This is a genomic window from Ningiella ruwaisensis, assembly GCF_004798935.1.
Taxonomy (GTDB): Bacteria; Pseudomonadota; Gammaproteobacteria; order Enterobacterales; family Alteromonadaceae; genus Glaciecola; species Glaciecola ruwaisensis.
The window spans coordinates 146,572-170,688 of record NZ_RAHT01000003.1; the positions used below are offsets into that span (position 1 = coordinate 146,572).

Annotated in this window: 22 protein-coding genes; 9 read left to right on the top strand and 13 right to left on the bottom strand. The window is 43.0% G+C overall.

Annotation, left to right across the window (positions count from 1 at the left end; genetic code table 11):
- Positions 1-117: 117 nt before the first annotated feature.
- The 4 genes from D6V41_RS06990 to D6V41_RS07005 all read right to left on the bottom strand — a co-directional run bounded on the left by D6V41_RS06990 (position 118) and on the right by D6V41_RS07005 (position 4,418).
- Complete coding sequence (locus D6V41_RS06990) at positions 118-1,674, bottom strand: Fic family protein (RefSeq protein ID WP_136250781.1); 1,557 nt, start codon at positions 1,672-1,674, stop codon at positions 118-120.
- Positions 1,675-2,217: 543 nt separating this feature from the next.
- Complete coding sequence (locus D6V41_RS06995; RefSeq protein WP_136250782.1) at positions 2,218-2,442, bottom strand: AlpA family phage regulatory protein; 225 nt, start codon at positions 2,440-2,442, stop codon at positions 2,218-2,220.
- Positions 2,443-2,727, bottom strand: coding sequence for a helix-turn-helix domain-containing protein (locus D6V41_RS07000; protein ID WP_136250783.1), 285 nt, complete (start codon positions 2,725-2,727; stop codon positions 2,443-2,445). It lies immediately after the preceding gene.
- Positions 2,724-4,418 (bottom strand): DUF927 domain-containing protein, encoded by a 1,695-nt coding sequence (locus tag D6V41_RS07005; RefSeq protein WP_136250784.1) that lies wholly within the window; start codon positions 4,416-4,418, stop codon positions 2,724-2,726. The genes D6V41_RS07000 and D6V41_RS07005 overlap by 4 nt, the downstream gene beginning before the upstream one ends.
- A 269-nt stretch (positions 4,419-4,687) precedes the next feature.
- Between D6V41_RS07005 and D6V41_RS07010 the strand changes: the two genes are divergently transcribed.
- Genes D6V41_RS07010 through D6V41_RS07025 form a run of 4 tightly spaced genes read left to right on the top strand, consistent with a single transcriptional unit; the run spans position 4,688 to position 11,173 of the window.
- Positions 4,688-5,479: a type IV toxin-antitoxin system AbiEi family antitoxin gene (locus D6V41_RS07010; protein ID WP_005512037.1), complete on the top strand. Its 792-nt coding sequence runs from the start codon at positions 4,688-4,690 to the stop codon at positions 5,477-5,479.
- On the top strand, positions 5,472-6,410 hold the full coding sequence (locus D6V41_RS07015) for a nucleotidyl transferase AbiEii/AbiGii toxin family protein (protein ID WP_136250785.1): 939 nt from the start codon (positions 5,472-5,474) through the stop codon (positions 6,408-6,410). The genes D6V41_RS07010 and D6V41_RS07015 overlap by 8 nt, the downstream gene beginning before the upstream one ends.
- A 38-nt stretch (positions 6,411-6,448) precedes the next feature.
- A complete protein-coding gene (locus D6V41_RS07020; RefSeq protein WP_136250786.1) occupies positions 6,449-8,569 on the top strand; it encodes a site-specific DNA-methyltransferase in 2,121 nt (706 codons plus the stop codon).
- A gap of 3 nt (positions 8,570-8,572) precedes the next feature.
- Positions 8,573-11,173, top strand: coding sequence for a DEAD/DEAH box helicase (locus D6V41_RS07025; RefSeq protein WP_136250787.1), 2,601 nt, complete (start codon positions 8,573-8,575; stop codon positions 11,171-11,173).
- A gap of 73 nt (positions 11,174-11,246) precedes the next feature.
- On the opposite strand, the gene D6V41_RS07030 is transcribed toward D6V41_RS07025, so the two are convergent.
- Together D6V41_RS07030 and D6V41_RS07035 are read right to left on the bottom strand one after the other, a co-directional pair.
- On the bottom strand, positions 11,247-12,335 hold the full coding sequence (locus tag D6V41_RS07030) for a helix-turn-helix domain-containing protein (RefSeq protein ID WP_136250788.1): 1,089 nt from the start codon (positions 12,333-12,335) through the stop codon (positions 11,247-11,249).
- A gap of 5 nt (positions 12,336-12,340) precedes the next feature.
- Positions 12,341-12,937, bottom strand: a complete 597-nt coding sequence (locus tag D6V41_RS07035; protein WP_136250789.1) for a hypothetical protein — start codon at positions 12,935-12,937, stop codon at positions 12,341-12,343.
- Positions 12,938-13,536: 599 nt separating this feature from the next.
- Here D6V41_RS07035 and mobI point away from each other — a divergent pair.
- A complete protein-coding gene (mobI, locus tag D6V41_RS07040; RefSeq protein ID WP_136250790.1) occupies positions 13,537-14,124 on the top strand; it encodes a conjugative transfer protein MobI(A/C) in 588 nt (195 codons plus the stop codon).
- 93 nt (positions 14,125-14,217) lie between these two features.
- Here the strand turns inward: mobI and D6V41_RS07050 are convergent, their stop codons facing one another.
- Both D6V41_RS07050 and D6V41_RS07055 read right to left on the bottom strand, forming a co-directional pair.
- The gene (locus D6V41_RS07050) at positions 14,218-14,499 is read right to left on the bottom strand and encodes an Arm DNA-binding domain-containing protein (protein ID WP_206663243.1); all 282 of its coding nucleotides are present in this window, start codon (positions 14,497-14,499) and stop codon (positions 14,218-14,220) included.
- Positions 14,500-14,685: 186 nt separating this feature from the next.
- Positions 14,686-15,549, bottom strand: coding sequence for a YicC/YloC family endoribonuclease (locus tag D6V41_RS07055; RefSeq protein WP_136250792.1), 864 nt, complete (start codon positions 15,547-15,549; stop codon positions 14,686-14,688).
- A 222-nt stretch (positions 15,550-15,771) separates the two neighbouring features.
- Between D6V41_RS07055 and rph the strand changes: the two genes are divergently transcribed.
- From rph to tusA, 3 genes are read left to right on the top strand one after another with little or no spacing between them, the layout of a single operon-like run.
- Entirely contained in the window at positions 15,772-16,485 is a 714-nt protein-coding gene (gene rph / locus D6V41_RS07060) for a ribonuclease PH (protein ID WP_136250793.1), read from the top strand.
- 45 nt (positions 16,486-16,530) lie between these two features.
- Complete coding sequence (gene pyrE / locus D6V41_RS07065; protein ID WP_136250794.1) at positions 16,531-17,178, top strand: orotate phosphoribosyltransferase; 648 nt, start codon at positions 16,531-16,533, stop codon at positions 17,176-17,178.
- A gap of 15 nt (positions 17,179-17,193) precedes the next feature.
- Positions 17,194-17,451, top strand: a complete 258-nt coding sequence (tusA, locus tag D6V41_RS07070; protein WP_136250795.1) for a sulfurtransferase TusA — start codon at positions 17,194-17,196, stop codon at positions 17,449-17,451.
- Between the two features lie 163 nt (positions 17,452-17,614).
- Here tusA and D6V41_RS07075 read toward each other — a convergent pair whose 3' ends face one another.
- From D6V41_RS07075 to D6V41_RS07085, 3 genes are all read right to left on the bottom strand, one after another.
- Positions 17,615-18,382 carry a class I SAM-dependent methyltransferase gene (locus D6V41_RS07075; protein WP_136250796.1) on the bottom strand — a complete coding sequence of 256 codons (768 nt, stop codon included), beginning with the start codon at positions 18,380-18,382 and terminating at the stop codon, positions 17,615-17,617.
- A gap of 75 nt (positions 18,383-18,457) precedes the next feature.
- Positions 18,458-19,006, bottom strand: a complete 549-nt coding sequence (locus D6V41_RS07080; protein WP_136250797.1) for a YqaA family protein — start codon at positions 19,004-19,006, stop codon at positions 18,458-18,460.
- 272 nt (positions 19,007-19,278) lie between these two features.
- Entirely contained in the window at positions 19,279-20,586 is a 1,308-nt protein-coding gene (locus D6V41_RS07085; RefSeq protein WP_136250798.1) for a metal-dependent hydrolase family protein, read from the bottom strand.
- Between the two features lie 127 nt (positions 20,587-20,713).
- Between D6V41_RS07085 and D6V41_RS07090 the strand changes: the two genes are divergently transcribed.
- Positions 20,714-22,264 (top strand): methyl-accepting chemotaxis protein, encoded by a 1,551-nt coding sequence (locus tag D6V41_RS07090; protein WP_136250799.1) that lies wholly within the window; start codon positions 20,714-20,716, stop codon positions 22,262-22,264.
- 36 nt (positions 22,265-22,300) lie between these two features.
- Here the strand turns inward: D6V41_RS07090 and D6V41_RS07095 are convergent, their stop codons facing one another.
- Together D6V41_RS07095 and D6V41_RS07100 are read right to left on the bottom strand one after the other, a co-directional pair.
- Complete coding sequence (locus tag D6V41_RS07095) at positions 22,301-22,894, bottom strand: DUF1285 domain-containing protein (RefSeq protein ID WP_136250800.1); 594 nt, start codon at positions 22,892-22,894, stop codon at positions 22,301-22,303.
- 31 nt (positions 22,895-22,925) lie between these two features.
- Positions 22,926-23,810: a DUF3014 domain-containing protein gene (locus tag D6V41_RS07100; RefSeq protein WP_136250801.1), complete on the bottom strand. Its 885-nt coding sequence runs from the start codon at positions 23,808-23,810 to the stop codon at positions 22,926-22,928.
- Positions 23,811-24,117: the final 307 nt, after the last annotated feature.

The following is a 24,117-nucleotide window of genomic DNA, read 5'->3' on the forward strand; positions in this document are numbered from 1 at the left end:
TTTTAAAAATATGAATTTCATCAAGCATTTTTAACACAGCTCGGGAAGTAAGGCCGCCAAACAATGTTCATATTTAACCAAAAGTCATGAAACATTTTCTGTCCTGCTTATTAGCACTTAACTCTCTTCGTTCATCACCGCAACAACATCAATTTCAAATTTATCCTTAATTTCTTCGATTAGGAGGGTCGCCTGCTGCTCCAATTGTTTGAGAATCGGACCATCCACTAGCGCTTCTAATTGCTTACGTTTGCGCTTTGAAACTTTACCACCGTTTTGAATAATAATTGATAAAACCATATCGACTTTATTGTTCGGCAAGTCCGCATTTTCGTTGATAAATTTTTTCAAGCAGTCGAACACAGTAAGTAAGCAAACTTCTTTTAGTAGATCATCGGAGATGGCTGTATCCATCATCTCATATACAAACTTTACATGCTCGGTGTAGTCCGCAAAGCGATACATGTAATCAATATTATTATTGATTACGATTCTATTGGAATCGTCGAATTCGTAATCCAACATCGCCATTATTGGTACCGAAATGGTTTCAAGAACCTGATCGTATTTTTTTTGGTTCTTTAAGATCGCAGCAGATATAGGAATAATAAACTTATGCTCTGGTTCTCGATGCTTCATAACGTCATGAATCAGATAGCGATGAATGCGACCATTTCCATCGTCAAATGGGTGAATATAAACTTCACCGAAAGATATCAAAGTTGCATGGAATAATGGGGGAACTGAGCCATCAATCATCAAGTTTTCATGTAGCTTAAATAGACCACTCATCATACTTGCTACGTGTTCTTGTTTAGCACCAACGTAATGAACATCTTCATCTCGAACCCCAAACCGTTGAATCGTTGTACCGACATAAATTTCCGATTTACGGTAATCGGTCGCTTTAAACTTCTCATCCACAATTTGGTTCTGAACGTTGATGAGCGAATGCTTGTTCAAATCATATAATCCAACATTTTTTATTGCATTCAGAAATCGTTGCATTCGCTGCCTATTCGGCTCTTCTCTCTCTATCTCCGTCGATGACTTTGTTTCCTTTGTATAAAGGTAATTAACCGATCTCCCAATCACATCAACTGATAGCTGTTCTCCGATGCGCTGCATTTTCGCAAATGCAGTTTTATAAACGTTAGTCTCATCAAGCTGACTTATTTCAGCTGTTTTTCGGATCGTCGGACAAAATTCAGGTGTACCTAGCGCGTTGTTAATAACCCGTGTTCTTTTATCTTTCTGCCCAGTTCTCAGGGTGTAGTAGAACTCGTCCTCAAACAATTTGATATAGTTCGACGACTTCAAGTCCGGGATATCAAGCTTCTGACCAGTTAGCCATTCGTAAAGAAACCAAAGGACTCGGTTATATTGACTTGTCGGTTTATCTAAAATAAACGCAGTAAACTCAGTCACATTAATTTTTTTATAAATTGCTGCGAAGAAATGTAGTCTGATACCTTGGTTTTTTATTGCCGCATGCATCTGCGAGTAAGGATTATCATCGTACTTTAGATGGCTGGGAATGACCTTGCGCTTGCTACCACCATATTGGATCAACTGTTCCTTTTCCGCATTCGGATCCTGATAAACCTCCACCCCGAGCTTCGGTAGACGTAGATCGTAATGCAGATTAAGGTAAGCATATCCAACTGGTTTCATAGCAGTCCTTTACTTCTCGCAAAAAAGGTATTATCTTTGTTTAACGTTTGCACAACCGTATATAATAGTTAGTTTACCAAAAAAATCATTACATTTTAGATTTTTTAGTTACAAATTAAAAATTATACTTACAAATACGGCTTTGTACTTACAAAATAGATTTTTAACTTACGAATCAACATTTTCTTGTTAAATTGCGTTTTTTAGTTTCATTAAGTCATACCAAACCGACGGCGCAACAGCATCAGCTACCTCCCGATGCGCTCGCAGACTAACCCTATGAATAGATATTTGCTCACCGACATTTCACGGCGCTTGCCATGTATAGTGTAAAAATATGCCCAGTAAGAATGCCCTTTTTTAAAAGGGCTTTGGAAGCATAAGAAAAATATCAGATAGGGTAGAGGAATTTACTCAATATTCTGGATCTGCTCGCAGAATAGCATTGGTCATGCCCTGTGAGACCAGTGCTTTCAAGCGATTGTGGTGAGTAACTGTATCACGTTACTCACCGATATACTCACCAGAAAGATTTTGGCTAATTTACTGATGTTGCATCCAAAGCAGCAGATCGGACAGCAACCAGGCCTTGGTTGTACCAACTTGCTTGGCTGCCGGAACTTGACCTTTTCGGCTTAGTCTCCACCATGTGGTATTGCTGATTGAGGTGATCTGCTTGCGCTCAGCTTCTCTTACCAAGCGCTCTGACTCACCATAGGCGTTCAAGATCTCTGCTCTTTGTGTCAAAGTCGGTTCAGTATAAGGCATTTACTTTTTCTCCTCTACCCGGTGAGACATCAACCAAGCATCGAGATCATCGCGCTTGAAGTACAGTTTGCGGTTCGGTTTGTAGTGCGGGATTTGCTTGGTATGCGTGAGCTTATAAATGTACTTAACAGACAAGTTTGCATACTGTGCAGCTTCCTCTGCGCTTAAGAACTGTTTTTGCGATGTTATTAGAGTGCGGAGCTCTTCGATTGCCGCTTTGATATCTGCCAACAGAGCTTGAGCTTCGTTTCTATCGCGCTGGGAAATGGGAAAATGGGAAATCATGCCTCACCTCCTTTTTGGAAACGGCTGAAATCAACATCGAGATCTAGTTGTTCGGTAATCCTAGCCGGGAAGATTTTAAAGTTTCGAGCTGCACGGCCAGAAACATTGCTTTTGAATGTGCCGCGAGCAGGCTCATTGGTTTGCAGCCAGCCTTGCCTCTTAAGAAGTAGCGCGGTCTGAATAACCTGATGGTCAAAATCCAGCTTAAAAGCTCGCTTGAACGCATCTCGATGGATATGCCAGCAAAGCTCGCCTCTCTCGTATCGCCACCATCCATTTTTGGCTATTTCACCGGGTAAACTCATTGAATACTGCCACTTGGGAATGATTTGCCGCAGCTGGTTCTTTATATGTCGCTCTTCAAAGTCACAATCTTCATCCTGGTTGGCTACCCATACCTCAAAGATTTTCCCGATCTCCATAATGGCGCTGCCTTTACTCCATGGAAGCGCCCCTAATTCAATGGCAAGCTCGCCAACGGAAGCAACAAAGGCGAAGCGGTCAGTTGCGAAACTTATCTGATTGTTTTTTATTAGTTCGTAGCAATCAAACCACATCGATGATATTGATTTAATTCTTGAAGTTAGTTTTTCCCTGATGTTATCAATGGACGCGACCTGGTTTAGAAAGGGTTGAAGCGCTGTACCATGCTGGTGTGATGTTACTTGGGCTATGTGTTCAGCAAACTCTTTAGCAGAGTTGAGTTCATGTATGTGCTCGAAGGCTCCATATTTCTGAAACAGAGGAATTTCAAAAAATCGCATCAGCTGGCCAGCTTGAACTTTTCGGTTTGCTTGGGCTAGAACTTGAGCAAGGCTAATTTCTCCTGTCGAGAGCCCTACAATGTTCCAGTGATATTGCTCTTGCAGGTTGGCACTTTTGGTCGCTCTTAGCTTTGATGTGCCATTGCCTAGTTGATAAACGCCGGTCAGTACTGATTCAGGATCTGCCTGTTGGAATTCATCCAACAGAACAATCATGTTGTTGCGTGACTTAGCCCTGGCCTCTAGGCCGTTGCTGGTACTACTCCAAGAATCACAGTAATTAAAGTCTGAGCAAACAGAAGCCGCAAGTCGCAATAAGGTAGTTTTTCCATTTTTAGAATTGCCTAGGAAATGTACTAGAAATGAGTCCCAATCCAATTTGGATAGCAAAGGAGCAGCGAAAGCTGAGCACAGTGAAAAAGTCATTAAAGCATTGTTTTGGCATAAGCGGGCAACGGACTCTTGCCAATCCATAAATGTACCTTTGGAACTCAATTTCTCTGCAGAATCATTTTGGAAAATCACTTCTTGTTCACTAAAGCCCGCTACCCAGCTTGGTGTAACAAATTGATCGTAATACCAACCAGTTTGATCAACCGTAACTACAGTGTCTGTTGGTGATGATGACAAAATATAGTCAATGATGTGTTTCCAGTAACCCTGCCTGTAATGTATGTATAAGCCCGTATCAGCAAGTGTTTGAATCATAGATCGCCCTCCATCAGCAAGAATATCCTTCATTTTGAAGACTCGCTCGTGATGCTCGCCCACTCTTGAGCGCCATTGAATTAGAATGCCAAATCCTTTCTTAAAATCTGGGTCATACGTGTGAGCTTTAACAGAGATAGGTCCCGCTATTAGTTCTGGTGGTGCGCCTTCAGGTAAAGACATCAACCCCTCATCTCGTTTCTCGATTGTTAAGTTCATTGCAAATCCTCAGTGGATTGGCTGCAGCGCAATAGTTTCAGATCTTTTCAATTGATTTCGTCGACGTGATGATGGTACCGATTTTTGAGGTGAAAGAAGGCATCTGTAATTGCCCATTTTGGTACTGAAGAGAACTTGACATGGAGTAATACTGTGTTTTTGATTTTTGTTTATCTTGTGGTTTTTTTTAATACCTAGGGTGTTACAATACTACTTGGAGTAAACCTCTGGTTTGGTTTGCGTATAATATTCACACCCTAGGTATTAAAATGTCATCCAAGATAAACTGGTTGGTAGCCAATGCATATCCTGGAGCCCTTGTGCTACAGCAATGGCTGACTGAGAACGGAATTAGCTATTCCTTAGCTCAAAAATATGCGCAGAGTGGTTGGCTTAGGAAGCTATCTTCTGGCGTTTATTATCGGCCAAGCGCAAGAGATGATGTTAAGCCGGGCTGGGTGGATGCTCTACAAGCGATGGACACACAGTTGCACCATCGTGTTCATCTGGCTGGGTTAAGCAGCTTAACTCACCAAGGGCTGAGCCACTATTTACAGCTAAGTAAAGAACAAGTTTGGATAGGGGTGAAGAACAAACAATCATTGCCTAAGTGGTTTCGTGAATTTCCCAAGCAAAATTGGTTTTATTGTGGTAACCATAAACTTGAAGCTGTCTCTGAAAAGGACCTAAAAGTGATTACGGTTAAAGGAAAAGAGTTAAAAGCTAGTTGCCCAGAGCTTGCTGCTTACGAAGTTGTTGATGCAATAGGGAAGCAAATTTCTTTTGAGCATGCAGCAGAGCTTTTTCAAGGCCTTGTAAACCTGAGTCCTAGAAAGGTGCAATCTCTCCTTGAACGTAGTAGCTCGGTTCAAACCAATAGAGTGTTTTTGTTTTTGAGTCATTATCATGGGCATCAGTGGACTCAGCGCATTGATGAAACAAAGATCGCATTAGGTTCAGGAAAGCGTCAGGTGGTAGAGCAAGGGCGATTTGATGAGCGTTACCAAATCACAGTGCCAGAAATATTAAGTGTAAAAAAAGAAGAAGCAAACAATGGATAGAGAGAGCCCTTATTACAAGCAGGTTTCACTGCTGATTAGAATGTTACCAGTGGTTGCAACAGAACCTTCATTTGCACTCAAAGGTGGTACAGCTATCAACTTATTTGTGAGAGATTTTCCACGCTTGTCTGTGGATATTGATCTTGCTTATCTTCCTCTTGAACCGAGAAATGAAGCTCTAGCAAATGTAAAAGCAGCATTGCAACGTATAACCGATTTAATCAACAAAGAACCTGAGAACCGACCTGTATTGCAGGACCATAGGTTAGATGAATTGCGTATTGTTGTTACAAGTCCTAATGCAACAATTAAAATAGAAGTCTCTCCGGTTGCAAGAGGTACGTTGCATAAGCCAGATAGCTTAGCTGTCCAAGAATCAGTTGAAGAAGAGTTTGGTTATGCAGAGATTCCTGTAGTTAGTCTGCCCGATCTTTATGGCGGAAAACTATGTGCTGCCATGGATCGCCAGCACCCTCGCGATCTGTTTGATGTTCGTATGCTGCTTGCAGAGGAAGGTATTTCACGAGATATCTTTGTTGGATTCATTACTTACGTACTAAGCCACCCAAGACCTATCAATGAGGTTATGGCTCCTAACTGGCAACCTCTTGATGATAAGTTTCAAGCTGAGTTCGATGGCATGACTTTTGAACCCGTTGAGTTAAACGACTTAATTTCTATAAGGCCAGCGATGGTAGCTGCACTACAAGCCCATTTCACAGAAAAAGATCGCTCATTTTTGTTGTCATTCAAACAAGGGAATCCTGATTGGTCACTGTTTGACTACCCAGATGCAGCAGAACTGCCAGCTATACGCTGGAAGCTACAAAACATAGCTAAGTTAGCTAAGAATCAAGAAAAACATGTAGAGCAGCTAACTAAGTTAGAGTCTGTACTTGATGAGTGGCTTAAGCAAGCTAACTCCAATTAACTTTATAAAAGTATTAACAATAATTCTAAGGAGTAGGTGTGTCACGGTTAACTGATCTCATCGCCCAAGCAAAAGCAAAAGACCCACAAATGGGCGCTGATTTAGAGCGAGAGTTTAGGGCTCTTTCATCACGTCGTTCATTTGGTTTGAATTTCGAGCGTCATCGCCCTGAAAACGTTGAACTCCCGCAGCGTCCTGTGCGTAAAGGTGACAAAGTTCGTGTACTTCCGCCCCGCGGAGATACATCCAAAGGTGATCAAAGACTTTGGGTCGTGAAGCAATTTGAAATGCTGGAAGGTAAAAAAGTTGCTCATCTTGTTGAGCGCTATGCAGTAGAACCAGAAACTAAACAAGTGGACGTTACTGATCTTGTTGTTGTAGCTGAATTTCGAGACAAGATTTATCCAGGACTTGTGAGCACTGGGAAAGTTGAGAGAGGTGGCGATAAACCATTTCATTCGGTGATTAATGGTGAAAACTACCATGTTTTGAAAGCCCTAACTTTTACCCATCGGGGCAAAATTGACGCCATTTATATTGATCCGCCCTACAATACCGGTGCCAGAGATTGGAAATATAACAACGATTATGTTGAATCTGAAGATTTGTATCGTCATTCCAAATGGTTAGCTTTTATGGAGCGACGGTTAAAAGTCGCGAAAGAACTTTTGAATCCCGATGACTCAATCCTTATTGCTACTATTGATGAAAAAGAGTACTTGAGGTTAGGGCTTCTGTTAGAACAGATATTTCCTGAGGCTCATATTCAAATGATTTCGAGCGTCATTAATCCCAAAGGTACGGGGAGATCTACATACTTTTCACGTACTGATGAATACATATTTGTTTGCTTTTTTGGAAAAGCTGCAGTTCCTGACAGAATCGGAGATGGGGAAGAGTCTGAAGTTCGTTGGAGATACCTAAGACGAACTGATGTTGAGTCCGCGCGAGGCACAAAGAAAGGTGGGCCTGCTCAATTTTACCCTATCTACGTTAACAATGAGACTTCACTTATAGAGCTTATAGGTGAACCTTTACCTCACAATGCAAGCCGTTCAGAAATTGCAGAGGTTCCAGGATGTACCGCTGTATTCCCAATTAGGGAAAGCGATGGAATGGAAATGAACTGGGGATTGACAGTACCTAGCTTAAAGAAGGCATTGGAAGCTGGGTATGTAAGGGTATCAGAAAATCAAAAATCTGAGCTCCAACCATATGTTTTTTCCTATCTTACAGCTCCAAATATAAAGAAAGTTGATTCTGGACTTTTGGTAAAGAAAGGTAAAAGGGAAGATGGTTCTTGGATTATTGTAGATCCGTCTGGTAAATCAGAGAGACCGACGACTAGTTGGAATGAAAAAAGTCACGAGGCAGGAGCGTACGGTACAACTCTATTGCGTGCTATGTTGCCAGGAAGAAAATTTCCATTCCCGAAAAGCTTGTATGCTGTCGAAGATGTGTTAACCCTATTTGTTAAACATAAACCTAAAGCTGTTGTCTTAGACTTTTTCTCAGGGTCAGGAACCACTTGCCATGCAGTAATGAAGATAAACAAACAAGATAATGGTGAGCGACTGTGTATATCTGTCACAAACAATGAAGTTGCAGCAGAAGAGCACAAGCTACTGAAGGAGAATGGAAAACGCCCGGGAGATTATGACTGGGAGTGCTTGGGTATATGTGAGCATATAACAAAACCAAGAATCAAATCCGCTATTACCGGAATGACTCCTGATGGTAAGCCTATTAATGCTAGCTATAAATTTAGAGATGAGTTCCCAATGTCTCAAGGTCTTGACGAAAATGCTGAATTTTTCACTTTGACTTATGAAACACCAATAAGCATCAATCATAATTTAGCATTTTCAAAAATTGCTCCTCTACTTTGGTTAAGGGCTGGCTCAAGGGGAGGAAGGATTGAAGAACTTCCTCTACAAGGCTGGGATATTGCTGAAACTTACGGCGTGCTGGCAGATCTCGATAAAAGTCAGGAGTTTTGTGCAAGGGCCACCGAAAGTAAAGACATGAAAATTGCTTATATAGTTACCAATGATGATCGCCGCTTTCAGTCTGTAGCGAGAAATCTTCCCAAAAATGTGGAACCTGTTCGCTTGTATGAAGCTTATCTAAACAATTTTCAGTTCACTAACGGAGAGTAAGTCGTGAAATTTACGTTAAAAGATTACCAACGTGAGGCAGTACATGACTCGCTCAACCGATTGGATAAAGCAAAGAAACGCTGGCATGAGGATGGCGATGTTCATGCGTTCTCGTTAACGGCCACCACTGGTGCAGGTAAAACAGTTATGGCTGCAGCTGCATTCGAGGCATTGTTCTATGGGGATGATGAATTTGACTTTGAAGCTGACCCCGGCGCGGTTGTTATATGGTTTAGTGATGATCCATCTTTGAATGAGCAAACACGCTTTCGTTTAATGGAGGCGGCTGACAAACTAAACCACACGGACCTTGTTGTGGTAGAGAACTCTTTCAGTTTGGAGAAATTTGAATCTGGAAAAGTGTACTTTCTGAACACTCAGAAGTTGAGTAAAAATAGTCTTCTAGTTCGAGGGTTCGATCCCGATGCTCAAAATTCTGCGCAAAACGAGTTATTTCCTGAGATTCGTCCAGATCTGCGTTCACACACTATCTGGGAAGTGATTCGCAATACAATTGAAGACCCCAATTTAACCTTGTATCTCGTTCTTGATGAGGCGCATCGTGGTATGGGCTCTAAGAGCAAAGCTGCTCAGAATGATAAGTCAACTATTGTTAAAAGACTAATTAACGGTTCCGGCTCTGTGCCTGCAATTCCTGTTGTTTGGGGTATTTCCGCGACAGTAGAGCGCTTTAATCAAGCTATGAGTGTAGCTGAAGGTCGAAGTACACTACCTAACGTTGTTGTTGACCCTTCGAGAGTACAAGAGTCGGGATTGTTAAAGGATACGATTATCCTCGATATTCCTGATGAAGCAGGTCAATTCGATACAGTTCTGGTGAGAAGAGCGACAGATAAGATTGTTGAATCAAGCCAAGCTTGGGCAGAGTATACAGCTGCTGAAGGACTTCAGCCAATGCTACCCTTGATGATACTTCAAGTACCAAACAAGCCTAACCCAGATGATATCAGTCGTGCATTAGATACTATTTTTGAACGTTGGCCTGATCTTAAAAATACAAATATTGCTCATGTATTTGGTGAAAGAACCACGATGAACTTTGGCCGTCATACAGTGTATTACACGCAACCAGAAAGAGTTCAGGATGATACAGAAATACGAGTACTGATTGCAAAAGATGCAATCAGTACTGGGTGGGATTGCCCTCGAGCTGAGGTGATGGTCTCGTTTAGACCTGCGAAGGATCAAACCCACATTACGCAGTTACTAGGGCGAATGGTTCGAACACCGTTAGCTCGCAGAATTCCTGGTAACGACAGGCTAAATGCTGTGGATTGTTTGCTGCCATTTTTCGACAAGAAGTCTGTTGAAGCGGTAGCAGAGTCGTTAATGCATGGGAGCTTTAGCGAAGGTGAAGCGCCTATCCAAGGGCGTCGTGTACTTATTAATCCTGTTAAGCTGGAGCCTAATACTAAAGTTAGCAACGATATCTGGGAAATTTTTTCAAATATCCCCTCCCAGATATTACCGCAGAAAGTTGCTAAGCCTATCAAGCGTTTGACGGCTTTGGCACATGAGTTATCGCAGGACCAACTGTTGGAAAACGCAGGAAAGAGAGCTCATGAAGAGATGCACAAAGTGCTAAATGCTGCGTGCGCACGTTATTCGACACAGGTTGCGGAAGCAAGAAAAGATGTACTGACAGTAGATGGAAAAAGCTTGAGAGCCGATTTAGGTGGAAAGAGTATGTCTTTTGATGACTTCGTTGAAGAGGCCGATTACACAGTAATTGAAGATGCGTACAAACGTGCAGCTCGAGCGTTTAGTCCAGATTTAGCCAGAACATATGCTGAGCACCTCGCGGATAACAATCCAGTTGCTGATTCAAGAGAAGAGGCTTTAATGGATGCTCATGTTGACATTGCAGCTCTTGGATTGGTTAAGGATGTTTCTGAATACTTAAACTCAGAAGCTGAAAAATTGGCCAATCAATGGTTCAAAGAGCATCGAGTTTCAATAAAGAACCTCACGGATGTGCGCCAAGATGTTTATCGCCAAATTCGAGAGATGAGCAAAGAGCCACAGGACGTCGATCTATCTCTTCCTAAAACATGGATGGAACCAACAACGGAAAGGCTTGCTGACGGTTCGGAAGTGCTTTTGCCAACTTTTGACTCCCATTTAATGTCGAAGGACGATGGTCTTTTCCCTGCTATATTAAATGACTGGGAAATTAAGGTAATAGAGCATGAGACTAATAGAGATGGATTTGAAGCATGGTACAGAAATCCTTCTCGAGGTAGCCAAGATAGTTTAGGCATAGCATATCTCGATAATGGTGAATATAAATTATTGCGACCGGATTTTATCTTCTTTGCGAGAAAGCCTGACGGAACGATCGCAGTTGATATCGTCGATCCACATAGCTTGCATTTAAGCGATGCCTTGCCTAAGTTGAAAGGACTTGCTGAATATGCAGAGAAACATGCAGGGAAATATCGTCGAATAGAGTCTGTTGCGGCCTTTAATGGGAAGTTAAAGGTGTTAGATCTCATGGAACCAACGGTGAGAAAACAAGTTTTAGATTCAGATAATGCTAAATCGCTTTTCGAAAGTGAGTTGGCCTTTGATTATTTGAACTAATTTTCTGTATGGATTGTTAAATGGCCAATCGGTATCCCTTAAGATGGGTTACTAGTTGGCCATTTAAGATAGTTTAAACGGAACGCAAAGGTGGAGGGGGTAACATTAGACTGTAACGCTCCTTCAAAAGCTGTCGGCTTAAACCACTATTAGCGATAAGGTTTTCAAGAGTGTGAATATCTAGTAATTCTATAGCTCTTTGAAGCATCATAGGGTGCTCTATATTCATCAGTTCATCTCCCCTTTCAACCTTTGCAAAGCCATTTCTTGAGAGGTAGATATAACCTGATTTAGCTTTGTCACTAGTTATCAGTCCGAGAGCCTTTGCTCTATATAGAATTGCTTTAAGGCTGACGCCCCATCGAACTTTCATTTCAACAAGCGCATCCCAATTAAAGTATGAGCCTCTTACTCTTGGAAACTCTGCAACGAAAGAGCTTCTTGGCATTAAAAATGCGCTAGCAAAGTTATTAGCTTGTTGTTCAGTGGCTCGACAACCTGTCTCAATACCTTGGTGCATAATTAGATGGCCTAACTCGTGTGCAAAATCAAAGCGAAGCCTACCTGGACTCTGTTTCGTTGTATTTCTTACAATTAATGGACGAGACGTATATATAGAGAATGCGTCAATGCGTTCATCAGCATCAGCAAGATTGACAACAATACAACCTAGTTTCTCTAGCAATTTTATCATGTTAGATATCGGGCCTAAGCCAAGACCGAACTCTTTTCTTGCGCGTTCAGCGAGAAGCTCAATATCTTTCACCGACCTGAACTCATGATCTTCTGCTGAAAAGATGCTTACTTCCGGGAAGCCTACTTCATCTTCTATAGCAGAAACAAAATGACTATCAAGCATTTCTACTTGAGCCATTATTGTTTTTTTGAGTGTTTGAGTTGACGATCTCAAGCTTCTAAAATGGCATTGTTCAGCTTCAATGGTCTTTGCTCTTGGCCTAAAGAAGAAGCTTGTATTGACCGAAAGAAGACTACTAAGAAGTTCTATTTGTGCATCCGATGGAGAAGCATTGTTTTCTAGCCTAGACGCATATTGTCTTGTTACCTGTAAAGCTTCTCCTACATCTGCTAGCGATAGACCAGCAGCTACTCGCGCCAATTTTAGTTGCTCGCCGTTAAAACGATTAACAGCTTGATAAATCATTTTTTTTACTCATCAGAGACCTTTTTTTGTACTTTCTTTTTACGAACCAATAATGGCTCATCAATTTCAACCGATTCTGGTTTGTCGGTAACAACTGGACCAGTTACAACTGTGTCGTATTCCCAACTGCATATAACGTTGCCATTGCCGTTGAAACCCAACAAAGAAATAGATGGGGAATAATCAACACCATTAGATATAGGATTTAAGTAAAATCGCCAGATCAATGGGGTATCAACATAGTCTTCCTCTAATTCAAGAGATATTTGATGCTTTTCAACAGCATTGCGTTTAAGGCGATGTTGCTTGCGAGGTGAGTGAGGGTCATCTACAACAAATTGAACTAGAGTGTTTCCAACTCTAACAGTGTAATCCATTGTTTGGTTGGCAAGCGTGAGCCATGGATAAGCACTGTCTGAGTGCATACGGATTAGCATTCCCTGTGGTAAACCATAATTTGCAGTGCCTTTAAACCAGGCCGTCGCATTGGGACTTTCTGAGTAATGATGGGCCTCATCGAGCACATCGAGTAGGTTTTCACTCAATATGTGCAAGCGTTCTTCCGTTAGGTCTGGAGCATAAAATTCAGGTTTTTTGGTCATTAGTTCTATCCGTATACTGGGTTAAATTATGCAAAAGTTGTGAAATGTAAACTCATTTTATGCCTTTTTTTGTTTTTGTCAACCAGGGTGGTTACCAAAAAGCAACCACTAGGTAGCTTTTGGATTTCTTGTTGTGCTTACGAGTTGATAACCTGCATTGAGAAGTCGTTTTTAGGTGATTTTCAGAATTAAACAGTACTAGGTATAGGTATGGAAATTTCACATGTGAAAGTCAGAAGCGCTATCGAAAACATGCAGGCAAAGCCCCACATAAGTTTTTGATAATACCAGTTAATGTTCCGTCCACTTCAGCTTTGATTTCCAAGGTCCCACATAGATATAGAAACAAAATCTAGCAGCCCCAGAGTGCTACTACTATTTTTGGTGAAAGTAATCACCTAGGCCCACATTAGATAGTTAATTGGAAAACGATTGGTTAGGTCCCGGTGAGGATATGCTATCGACGCGCTGCATTATTACTGGGGCAATGAAAGCAAAAAACGCTCAAACTGTCCTGATTGGGCATTTTCGCAGTGCAACCAAATTAGTAAGTCTCGATAGACTGTAACTCGTAGCAGTCGTAAAGAAGGAGGCTTATTATGCAAGACTACTTAAAGCTAGATAGGCTGGCGTTTAATTGGCACCAGTTAGCCCACTATCGTGAGGAGTTAAATGAATCAGAGTACTTTGAAAAAGCTCTGGCCCAATCGGAATTACTCCTCGAAGAAATAACTAAAATTACACATCAGGAGCCATTTCGGCTCGAATTCCTGGCTAGTTGCTTCGCTAATAATTTTTGGCGTTTCAATCGACATCATCGCTCACCTGAAACTTCAGAGGTGCCAGGTAGATTTGGGTGTCGTGTGAGAGTCAAAGACAATAAATTTGAAGCTTCATGGTACATCAATGTTTTTCTTGATGAAGAAGACATGAAGCGCAGAAAAAACAAACACCAAAAAGTTAGGTCAGTACATATTCCGAAGGGGCCTAGTAGTCGCTATCGCCCAAGCAGTTTTTCTAAAGCTCAAGATTGGGAAAAGGTGAAAATCAATTATGCAGAGGATGCTTTCCAGCTTCTCCGAGAAATCCGACATGAGATGGATAACATCAGGAAAAAAGTTGAAATGTGTCAGCGTCGTTTTATCAAGCTGCGAGCTCATTTTGAGTTGACGGAGGAACCCAAATGAGTTTAGAAGAGCCATTAGTCGGTATTTTTGATAAAGATATTCAAGTTGATTTAAATAGCCTAACGATCAATATCCATGATTCTGTATTGTTATCTACGTACATTTCGAAAATGAAAGATGAGTTAATCGTACAGCGACGTGATTTAAAACGCTCAGCTTTCGCTGCTGGAAGGCGGCATCACGTGCGTCAGCCAGGGATAGTTCTGGATAGGATCCAAGTGTCATTTCTGGGCGGCTGCCGTTGATTGAAAATCGCAAGATCCAAAAAGGTTCTCCAGAGGCGGGTACAACGAAGTAGAGGCCATTACCATCTGCGGTTTTGCGTGGTTCATCTTTGGCCAAAGCGGCGACTTTGCGTGCATTGAGCTTGCCCATATAGTTCTCCTTAGGTATGGAAAGTTACTCACCATTTAAGGGCATGCTAGATCAATCCTACTCACCACTAAACTCACCAGTTGGTTGAAAACAGAGGCAAAGACCTGAAATCTTCTGAAAACAAAAAAAGCCCCTATTTACAGGGGCTTGGTAAGATTAAGTAAGCTCAAAGAGACTCAAAAACCCTTATTCAATATTCTGGATCTGCTCCCGCATCTGCTCTATCAATACCTTTATCTCAACAGCAGACTGGGTTACATCTTTACTGATTGATTTACTACCTAGCGTATTGGCTTCGCGGTTAAATTCCTGCATCATAAAATCGAGTCTACGGCCAATCGCGCCGCCCTTTTTCATGATTTTCTGTGTTTCTTTTACGTGGGATTTGAGACGGTCTAGCTCTTCAGCAACATCGGTTTTTTGCGCCAAGAGCACCATTTCCTGCTCTACGCGGGTATCTTCAAGCTCTACTTGTGCCTCTTCAAACTTGCTGCGTATACGCTCTTTTTGCCATTCAAGTACCGCTGGCATATGTTCACTTACAACATCCACTTCTTTTAAAATTGCGTCCAATCGCTGATTAATTAGCGCCGCCATGCTTGCGCCTTCGCTTGCACGGGCAGCAAGAAATTGATCCATAGTGTTATCAAAGGCTTGCATCAGCGCTTTTTGCATAGCGTCTACGTCGGCTTCTTGCGCCGCCATTACGCCTGGCCAGCGAAGGATATCGGTAGGGTTAATGTTACCGTCGGCTCCCGCACTTTGAACCTTTTTAGCCGCATCAATCAGTTGCTGTGCCAGTTCAGGATGAAAGGTTAAGGCGCCACTGCTCACATCGTTAAAGTTAATGCGTAGTGCACATTCTACTTTACCGCGCTGTAAGCGTTTGCGAAAACGCTCGCGAAGCATAGGTTCGAGCGACCTGTATTGCTCTGGCAAGCGATAATGTGTTTCAAGATAGCGTTGATTCACTGAGCGAATTTCCCACACTGCGCTTCCCCAATCGGCTTTAAGCTCAAAGCGTGCAAATCCTGTCATACTGTAAATCATTATAGCTTGTCTCTTGTTGTGAAAACGGCATGCGCAAGTCTAGTGACTCTGCTTTTAAATGTCATCTTTTTATAAAAGTTTATCAACGCGCATGTTTCACACACAATTGTGCCGGTGCTTTTCACTCTTTGGCCGAATGCGCTATACTCTCCCTCTCATATGCGGCGCACTTGGCGCTGCACAGCATTTTTTACTCATTTTACGCTCAAGGAGCCCGCTTACATGCGTCCAAGCAATCGTACGGCTAGTCAAATTCGCCCTGTTACTATCACCCGCTCTTTTACCTGCCATGCTGAAGGCTCTGTTTTAATTGAATTTGGCAATACCAAAGTGCTCTGTAATGCCAGCGTGCAAGAAGGGGTTCCCCGTTTTATGAAGGGGCAAGGTAAAGGCTGGATCACGGCTGAATACAGCATGTTGCCACGCGCTACTCACACCCGTTCAGACAGAGAAGCAACACGTGGCAAACAAGGCGGACGCACGCTTGAAATTCAGCGTTTAATCGCGCGTTCATTACGTGCAGCGGTAGACCTTAAAATGTTGGGTGAAAATACCATTACGGTCGATTGCGATGTAATTCAGGCTGATGGCGGCACGCGCACAGCGTCAATCACAGGCGCGTGCGTCGCGTTAGTAGATGCACTGTCGTGGATGCGAAAAAACGGAATTTTAAAAACCAATCCGCTTAAGCATATGATTGCTGCGCTTTCAGTGGGTGTTTATAAAGGCGCGCCAATTGCCGACCTTGAATATCTAGAAGATGCCGATGCTGAAACCGACATGAACGTGGTCATGACTGAAACGGGTAAGTTAATCGAAGTGCAAGGCACGGCCGAGGGTGAGCCTTTTAGCTTTGACGAGATGAACGAAATGTTAGAGCTGGCCCGCATTGGAATAAAAGAGTTATTTGATATTCAGCGCACGGCACTTGCGTAAATAAAACCGAATCTAATTCAAACAAATTAAGACAAGAGACAAAACATGCGAGACTACAAACGCGAATTTGTGGAATTTGCTATTCAGCGCAAGGTGCTGAGATTTGGTGAATTTACCTTAAAATCTGGTCGAAAAAGCCCTTATTTTTTCAACGCAGGCTTGTTTAATACCGGTGGAGACCTCGCCAGGCTCGGTCGTTTTTACGCCTCTGCCTTGCAAGCTGAGGGTGTTGAATACGACGTGCTCTTTGGCCCAGCTTACAAAGGCATTACCATAGCTGCTGCCACTGCAATTGCCTTATCGAATTCTTTTGGTGAAGACGTCCCTTTTTGTTTTAACCGTAAAGAAGCCAAAACGCATGGAGAAGGCGGTAATTTGGTAGGTAGCCCGTTAAAAGGTGATGTTATGCTGGTGGATGATGTGATAACCGCTGGCACTGCCATTCGTGAGTCGATGGAAATCATCCGTGAAAATGACGCGCGACTAGCTGGCGTTTTAATCGCGCTAGACAGACAAGAGCGTGGAACGGGCGAATTATCTGCCATTCAGGAAGTTGAACGAGACTACAGCACACAAGTATTTTCTATTGTGACGCTCACGGATGTGGTGGAATATTTGCGCACTCACCAAGACAGTGAAGCCTTAATAGCGTCAATCGACCGCTATCGCGAGCAATACGGCATTGATGCCTAGCGGGTGCTGTGAAAAATGACGAGTAAAGACGTGTTTGAACAGGCAGATCATCAGCTAGATGCTTTGGGCCTTCGGTGTCCGGAGCCGGTGATGATGGTGCGATTACAGGTAAGAAAAATGCAGGAAGGCGAAACGCTTTGCATTGTTGCCGATGATCATAGCACCACGCGCGACATTCCAAGCTTCTGTCGTTTTATGCAACATACCTTGCTTGCAAAGGAAACGGAAAGCTCGCCTTATCGTTATCTTATTAAAAAAGGAATGGAGTCCTAAAAAGCGTAAATGCGCTGTGTGAAGAACAAGAGGGGCGTGGAATTACAAAACGTCACACGCCATGGATGGCGTGTGTCGAGCGGCCATGGATGGCGAAAAGCGATTTTGTAATTCCACGCCCCTCTTGTTCCAAAAACACTTCGGATGTTAGTAATGGAGTGCTTTACTCTGGCTTCATAAATTTAAGCGTCCAGCGGTCGGTGTTGCCTGACACCGAGCGTGCACCCACTTCATATTCTAATTCGTCATCTTCCCGATAATGCAAGTCAGCAAAATCCACAAATATAAAACCGGCGTCTTGTATTTCTTTAATGGCCTTTACCGGGTCAAAGCGGCGTCGATTGCTGTTATTCATTGGCTCCATATGACGAGCGGTATGATCGACTACCCCATAAATACCACCGGGCTTAAGCGCATCAAAGGCAGCTTTATTCATAGCTGCACGGCCCTGGTCGCCAAAGTTATGATAATTGCGGAAGGTAAGCACCATATCAGCGTCGTTAATACCTAATGAGTCAAGCTCAAGTGAATAAAAACGTGCGCCCTCTTCACGATACAGTCGTGCATCTTTTGCGATAATATTCATACGCTCAAAGCCCGGCGCACCAGAAAGCGCGGTTTCAATTCTGCTGGTGCCAATTGCGCCGTAATACGCCCCTTCTTCAGCCAGTAGCGGCACAAGCAGCTTGGTATACCAACCGCCACCTGGAATGAGCTCAATCACTTTCATATCATCCTGAATACCAAAAAACTGCAAGGTCTCTACCGGCTTGCGGTTGGCATCACGCTCTATTTCAGCTTGCGTTCTCACGTCTGACGACATGGCGGCTTTGAGTTTCTCTTCAACATCGTCAGCATGCGCCGGGGCGATGGCAAAGCAGCAGGCTAAACCCGCTAAACATAGGCTTTGAAGTGTGCTTAAGCGTTTCATAATGAATCCTTTTATGTCGTTGTATTTATCTTTGTGCTAGATAATAAAAACTAAGTGTAAAAAGTAGCAAAATCGTTACTGTGAATAAATATTAAAGGCGATGATGGCGATGATCGCAAGCGATGCGCCGACAATAGCTTGCCATTTATACCTGCGAATAATCTTTTCGGTTTGATTTCCAAACAAAAACACCAGCAACGCCAAGCCAAAATAGCGAATTGAACGGCTTGTCGCAATGGCTACCATATACAGCATAAACGAATAGCTCGTTACCCCAGCAACAATCATTGCTACCTGCAATGGAATGGGGGTGACGCCGGTTGAAAAAACAAACCAAAATCCATGGTCACTCATTTGCGCTTTAAACGAATCAAATTGCTCAGGCGTGGTGATATAGGTCATGATGGGATCTTTTAAAAGCTCGAATAAATAATAACCAATAAAGTAGCCAAAAATTGACCCTAAAATACAGCCAAGAGTGGTAACGGTAGCAATTTGCCAGAGCTTTTCGCGTCTTGCCTGCATTAGCGGCACAAGCAAGGTCTCTAAGGGAATCGGAACAATCGTCGATTCCAGAAACGACGCAAGGCCAATACTGCTAAGCATATGCTTGGAGTGGATCATGCGCTTTACGCGCTCATTAATTTTCCGAAAAAGCTGTTTGAGTTTATTCACGTTTATTGTAGTTATTTAAAGTATTTGCGTTAATTTTCGCTTGAACAAACTAGCGATGCCAATACGGCGCTTATCCCCTGAACCTTATTCTCTTTGAATTCTTCTGTATTTACTATAAAAATACGTTTCGAGGGAGCACAAAAAATTAGCGCCACTGCTTTGAGTGGCGCCTTGAGTGTTATTGAGTAAAAAGGAAAGAGCTCAATTTAACATCAGATTGCTTACAAGGCTTGCTTGTGAACAAAGCCGTCTTTCATTACAAAATCCACATTTTGCAGTAAGCGAATATTGTCTATTGGGTCACCCTTTACGGCAACCAAATCAGCCAGTTTGCCTTTTTCTATGGTACCTAACTTATCTGAAATGCCTAATAGTTTGGCGGTGTTGTAAGTTGCTGAGCGGATCGCATCCATTTCTGACATACCGGCGCTTACCATAAGCTCAAATTCCAGTGCATTTTCACCGTGTGGTGACACGCCAGAATCGGTACCAAAAGCGATCATCACGCCATTTTCGTAGGCTTTTGCAAACGTTTCTTGAATAAGCGGGCCAATCATTGCGGCTTTGGGACGCACAATGGCAGGAAAATAACCGTCAATTTTTGCTTTTTCTGCCACAAAGTTCCCCGCCGAGATAGTGGGCACATAATACACGTCGTGCTTACGCATAAGCTTAAAAATTTCATCATCCATGTAAGTGCCGTGCTCAACTGAATCCACCCCGGCTAAAATGGCGCGTTTCATGCCTTCTTTACCATGCGCGTGAACTGCAACGGTCATTTCATAGTCCTTGGCCGTTTGCACAATCGCTTCAAGCTCATCACTCATAAATTGGGGGTTCTGGCCGCTTTTTGCAACCGATAGCACGCCACCTGTAGCGGTAATTTTAATCAGGTCTGCACCATCTTTATAGCGCTGCCTTACTGCTTCTCGTGCCTGGGCAACACCGTTTACCACGCCATCAGCAGGAGTTGGGCTACCCATCAAATCTCTGCGCATGCCATTGGTAGGATCGGCGTGACCACCGGTGGTGGCAATAGATTTACCAGAGGTGTAAATGCGCGGGCCGGCTACTATGCCCCGATTGATGGCATTTCTTAGAGCGACCGTTTCGTTATAGCTGTCGCCTAAATTACGAATGGTGGTAAAACCCGCCATTAGTGTTTTTTCAGCATAATCGACACCAGCAATGGCATAATCTGCTTCGTTATTGCTAAAGCGTTTCAAATAACCGGCAGTACCTTCATTTTGGTAGGTAATGTGGGTATGCATGTCCATAAAGCCGGGCATCAAGGTATGCTCGCTTAAATCAATAAATACATCACCTTCACCGCCTTCATTTTTACCATCGAGAATATCTTTGATGACTCCTTCATCAACAACCACGGTTTTATCTTCTCTTACCTTGGCATCGTCTGCGGTGATGAGTTTACCTGCATAGATGTAGGTCGCGGCGATGAGTTCGCCAGAGAAGGTCGCTAAAAACGCAAGTGAAAGTAAAGATTTGCCTAATGTGTTTTTTGTTTTCATTTTTATTACCTGTTGTCGCGATTGACTAACATTAGGACAATCTGGCCTTTAGATCAAAAGTTTCGTGTCGATAAACATGCTATAGGCGTCTCGCCTTATCCTATCACGCATCCTATAAGAGGTTTCGATGCCACGTAATAAAACGACAATTGATAGGGAAGTCACTTTTCATGCATCTGAGCAACTGGTTTCTACCACCGATAAACGTGGAGTGATCACTTATGCCAACGATGTATTTTGCAAGGTAGCAGGTTACAAAAAAGAAGAGCTTGTTGGGCACAGCCACAATATTGTTCGCCATCCAGATATGCCAAAAGCCGCATTTAAAGATATGTGGGATCACCTTAAACAGGGTAATTCATGGCAAGGTGTTGTTAAAAACCGCTGTAAAGACGGCTCGTACTATTGGGTAGACGCGTTTGTTACGCCTATTTATGAAAACAATCACTTAGTCGGCTATCAATCGGTACGCGTAAAGCCAAAAGCGGAGCAAGTTGAACGAGCAGAGTCCTTGTATGCTCGCGTTAATGCCGGAAAACGCGCCAATAAGTGGCAATTCAGCTATGGGCAAAAAGTAGCGGCTTTTGTGGCTATATTCACAGGGCTTTGCATTTTAAGTTTTGCAGCATCAGGATGGGCGGGCGCTTTGGCGTTGTTTCTCTTATGTGCAAGCGGACTGTTCATTTTTTACTCTGAATTGATACAAACTCCCAAGCTGGCTGAAAAGCTAAAATCGGAATACGAGAGCGTGAGCCGTTTTGTTCTCTCTGGTAGTGGCACAACAGGGATTGTGAATTTCCATATTGGTATGCAAAAAGCCATGCAGCGAACAATTATTGGCAGAACGCAAGATGCCTCTAAACGAATAGAAGTCATTGCGGATCGCACCTTACAAATTGCCCAGCAGACTAATCAAGGTATTGCGCAACAACAGCAGGAAATGCAGGCAATCACACAAGCCATAGAAAATATGCGCTCTGGCAGTGAGTCTGTTGTGCAAAGTACTGCGCAAACGAATGAAAGTGTTGAGAGTACTAATATGCAGTGTGCAAACGCACAAGCATTGATAATTCGAGGCCGTGACGGTGTGTCGAGCTTATCGGATATCGTTGACCAGGCAGCGGCCACGGCTGATTCTCTGATGCAGGCCTCAGACATGGTTGCACAAACTATTTCTGAAATAGAATCTATTGCCGACCAAACGAATTTACTGGCGCTCAACGCTGCAATTGAAGCGGCTCGCGCTGGCGAAAGCGGCAGGGGCTTTTCGGTGGTGGCAGATGAAGTAAGGGCGCTTTCAACACGTACGCAAGAATCAGCAGCACGTACTATTAACAGCACCAATACAATGCGGGATACCTTGCAAGAATGGGTTAAAAAAATGCACTTTTCGCGCGATACGGCAATGCAAAGCGCTGAACAAGCGAACGAATCAGCAGACAGCATTGCTACCATTTACGGAATGATCGATAACATCAGTCAGCTTCTTGAGGGGATCATGAAAGCGAGCGATGCGCAAAATCAAAACTGCTTGCAGGTTAAAAGCAGCGTGGAGGCGATTTTGGCCGTGGCTAATCAAAATGCTGATATGGCGAATGATTTGCAGAACAACGCCAAAACGCTAGACGATAACATTAAAATGCTTAGTGGTTTGGCAAGTACATTTGATGCGAGCTAGCTATTAAATAGCACGGGTGAACTTTAACCTTGAAGCTTAAAAGCGGCCAATACAAAATCGGTAGTGGCCGCTTTGTAAATATAAGGCTTTAGAATATTTTGCGGCTTTATTTTTATTACTGTCAGTATTTTCAGTACTGGCAGACTCATCCACCTCTTGCGCTGCTTCTACCCAGCGGTAGAGCACATTTTGATGCACTCGCGCCCACAAATTACGGCGCACATTGCAGTATGGTACCAGGCTCTCTTCGAATTTACGAAGTTCAACCGGATGGGCGTCGCTAAGGGTAAATCTATCTCCAGTTTGAGTAATTACTTCAATGCCTGAATCGGTTTTTTTGTGGTCGATAATGACAAAAGGTACGTCTTCAACGGTGATGCCAATTTTTTCAACGGGCGTGACTAAAAAGTAATCCTCATTTTCTTTTTTTATTACGCTTGCAAACAGTTTAACCAGCGCTTCACGCGTGAAAGGAGTGCCCTCGTGCCACCACTGGCCATTGCGCTTAATGACAAGGTTCATATTGCCGCAAAATTCCGGATCCCATTTCTCAACGGGAGGCAATGAACGAGATTTAGCACCTGTGTCGGTGCTATCCTCTATGCTTTGTTGTATGGCTTTTAAGTCCATAATGGCGGCTTTTATAGCTTAACTGGCGCGACTATTGTCGCGCTTCCAATTCTGCTTTTACATCGCGAAGGATGTCTTTTAGCCTGCGCATATTGTCGGGGCCCATTCGAATCATCTGTTTTTGTGGCTCTGAGAGACTTTCTAGCTTCGGATCCGCAAATTTGTACATCACGCTGTCTGAATACACTTCAATGGGCACAGGCACCTGAGGCGTATCTAGCAGCTCATTAATCGCTTTAATGACGGTCTCATCCAGTGACTCTCCCGGACGCGCAATTTCAGCAAATTTTTCTTCCAGAGTCGGTTTGTAGCTGTCATACACATTTAACAGCGCTTCGGTGTCTGACTCTTCTATGGCGTCAATATACGGGCTGTAGCGCTGAAAGCTAGTACGATCTATCCACATTTTATCGGCTTGAGTATAAACACTAAAGCCTCGGTCGGGCGGGGTAAACAAATTGTCTTTAATAGTAATTTCTTCATTTGCCAAATTATTCACATTAATGACAAATTTCTGCAGTAGCGCCTCGTCAACCAGCAGTTTTGTTAACTCCGGACTTTTGATGGCTTCCATCACGGCAGCTTTTACCGCAACATCGCTCATATCAAGCACTACATCCTCGGCATCTTCAATGATGGGTTCGAGCATTTCGACATTTTGCTCTTCTTCACCAATTACCACCTCAGAAGGTATTTGTGGCGCCTCAAAAACCTCTGTTTCGTTATTCTGTTCTTCCAACGCTTGTTCATCCATGGTTGGTAGTTCTACTTCCTGAGTCGGAACGGGAACAGGTCTTGTTTCAAGCGGGTCTTCACTGCTGGGCCACAACATCACTACAAGCACGAGGATCACTAAAACGCCTGCTACAATTAAGTAAGGGCGCATTTGTTGAAACTGACTAGGTGTTTCACTCATATATTTCTCCACCGCGTTTAAACCGGATAAGATATTCGTAATCAGGTCTGTTTAATTATTTCTATCTCAAATACATCCTACATGTTTATACATAGTATTGACTATTCAAAATTCAATTAATTCCTTTGTTTTTATAAGGATTTTCCACCAGAAGGTTTAAAAGATATGTAATAAAGCTGAATCATGCTGAAGAAACATAGCCAGACTTGAGTGTCATATATAACGACACTGACAAAAAGGGCCGCTATAAAGCGACCCATCGTTTCAACAAGTGAATTACTTGCCTTATGAATAACTAAACCTTACA